A 2,082-nucleotide genomic window follows, 5' to 3' on the forward strand; every position below is an offset into this window, starting at 1 on the left:
GGCGGGAGCTGCCGTCCGGGGGAGGGGCCCTCGGGGCACTGGCGTCGGCCGACCTCTCCGGTTTGGACCCCCGGGTGGGCGACGGGACGGTGGAACTCGTCCTCGCGAGCGACGTCGACAACCCGCTGACCGGGCCCTTCGGGGCGGCCGCCGTGTACGGGCCGCAGAAGGGCGCCTCGCCCGAGGACGTCGCGGTGCTCGACGCGGCGCTCGGACGTTACGCGGAGGTCGTGGAGGAGGCCGCGGGACCCCGGGCCAAGGGCCTCGCCCAGGCGCCGGGGGCGGGCGCCGCGGGCGGACTCGGCTACGCGGCGCTGCTGCTGGGGGCGCGCTTCCGGCCCGGCATCGAGGTCCTGATGGAGGTCGTCGGCTTCGCCGCGGAGCTGGAGCGGGCCGACCTGGTGATCACGGGGGAGGGGTCCCTGGACGCGCAGACGCTGCGGGGGAAGGCCCCGGCGGGCGTCGCGGCGGCGGCCGGCGCCACGGGGGTCCCCGTGGTCGCCGTCTGCGGCCGCCTCGCCCTCACCCCCGAGGAGCTCGACGGCGCCGGCATCGCCCGCGCCTACCCCCTGGCGGCGCTGGAACCGGACGTCACCCGCAGCGTCGCGAACGCCGGCCCCCTGCTGGAGCGCGTCGCGGAGTCCCTGGCCCGGGACTGGCTGGTCTGAGACCGTCCCGAGGGCCCGCAGAGCTGCTGCGGGCCCTCGGGACGGTTTTCCGGGGACCGTGGGGCGGCCCGAGAGTCCTTCGCGGCGGTCGAGGACGGCGAACGGCCCCCCGAGCCGTGAGGGCTCGGGGGGCCGTGCGTCGGGCGAGGGGCGGTGCTACTGGAGCTGGGCCGCCCGGGCCTCGCGACGGTTGTCGCGGAAGTTGTTCACGCGGCGGGCCGTGGCGAACAGCGGGATCACCGCGCCCAGCACCAGCTGCAGCGCGCAGCCGGCCTGCAGCAGCAGCTCGCCGGCGGGAGCGCCGACCGCCCAGGCGACCAGCATGCCCATCGAGGCCACGATCCAGATCAGCATCGCCACCGCGGACTTGCCCCGCGGCTTCGGGTACTCGACGCGGCTCACCATCAGCCACGCCGTGCCCAGCACCGCCAGCAGCGTCGCCACGAACGGCAGCTCGAGCAGCACGATGGAGACCACCGTCAGCGCCCCGAACGGGGACGGCATGCCCTGGAACGTGCCGTTGGGCACCGTCACGATGGAGAACCGCGCAAGCCGCAGCACCACCGCCAGCAGGACCACGATCGCGGCCAGCGCCGCCACCCGCTGATGGGCGTCGTCGGCGACCATGCCGTACACCAGCACGAAGTAGGCCGGCGCGAGCCCGAAGCTGATCAGGTCGGACAGGTTGTCCAGCTCCGCGCCCATCGGCGAGGACCGCAGCTTGCGGGCGACCTGGCCGTCGAACAGGTCGAAGATCGCCGCGGCCAGCATCAGGATCACCGCGGTGGCCGCGCTGTGACGGGCCATGCCCGTCTCCTGGCTGCCGGTGAGGTGCGGGATCAGGATGCCGGTGGTGGTGAAGTACACCGCCATGAAGCCGCAGGTCGCGTTGCCGAGGGTGAGCGTGTCGGCTATCGACAGGCGGAGCGACAGAGGCATCTCCTCCTCGTCGCACTCCTCGGCGCGGCCGTCCGCCGAAGGCGACCAGCCGGCACTCGGATCCTGGTCAGTCACGGTCAATTCGAGTCACCCCAGCCACGGTCTTCTGGCCGACCTCGACCGCGACCTCCACCCCGGCCGGGAGGTACAGGTCGACGCGCGAGCCGAACCGGATGAGACCGATCCGCTCGCCCTGCTCGACCTTGGTCCCCTGCGGGATGTAAGGCACGATGCGGCGGGCCACCGCGCCGGCGATCTGGATCATCTCGATGTCGCCGAGCTCGGTGTCGAAGTGCCAGACGACGCGCTCGTTGTTCTCGCTCTCCTTGTTGAAAGCGGGGACGAACCCACCCGGCACGTGCTCGACCGACGTCACGGTGCCGGCCAGCGGCGCGCGGTTGACGTGGACGTTGAGCGGGCTCATGAAGATGGCGACGCGGGTGCGGCCGTCCTTCCAGGGCATGATGCTCTGCAC

3 protein-coding genes are annotated in these 2,082 nt (G+C 73.3%); 1 reads left to right on the forward strand and 2 read right to left on the reverse strand.

Annotated elements, in window-relative coordinates:
- Window positions 1–668 (forward strand): glycerate kinase (locus ACOV8S_RS05970; RefSeq protein WP_448316492.1); only part of this gene is annotated, 668 nt, incomplete at its 5' end.
- Between the two features lie 156 nt (window positions 669–824).
- On the opposite strand, the gene pssA is transcribed toward ACOV8S_RS05970, so the two are convergent.
- Together pssA and ACOV8S_RS05980 are read right to left on the reverse strand one after the other, a co-directional pair.
- Entirely contained in the window at window positions 825–1,688 is an 864-nt protein-coding gene (gene pssA / locus ACOV8S_RS05975) for a CDP-diacylglycerol--serine O-phosphatidyltransferase (RefSeq protein ID WP_448316493.1), read from the reverse strand.
- On the reverse strand, window positions 1,675–2,082 hold a 408-nt coding region (locus tag ACOV8S_RS05980; protein WP_448316495.1), incomplete at its 5' end, for a phosphatidylserine decarboxylase. The genes pssA and ACOV8S_RS05980, both read right to left, overlap by 14 nt.

It is taken from the genome of Streptomyces sp. CO7, assembly GCF_053474865.1.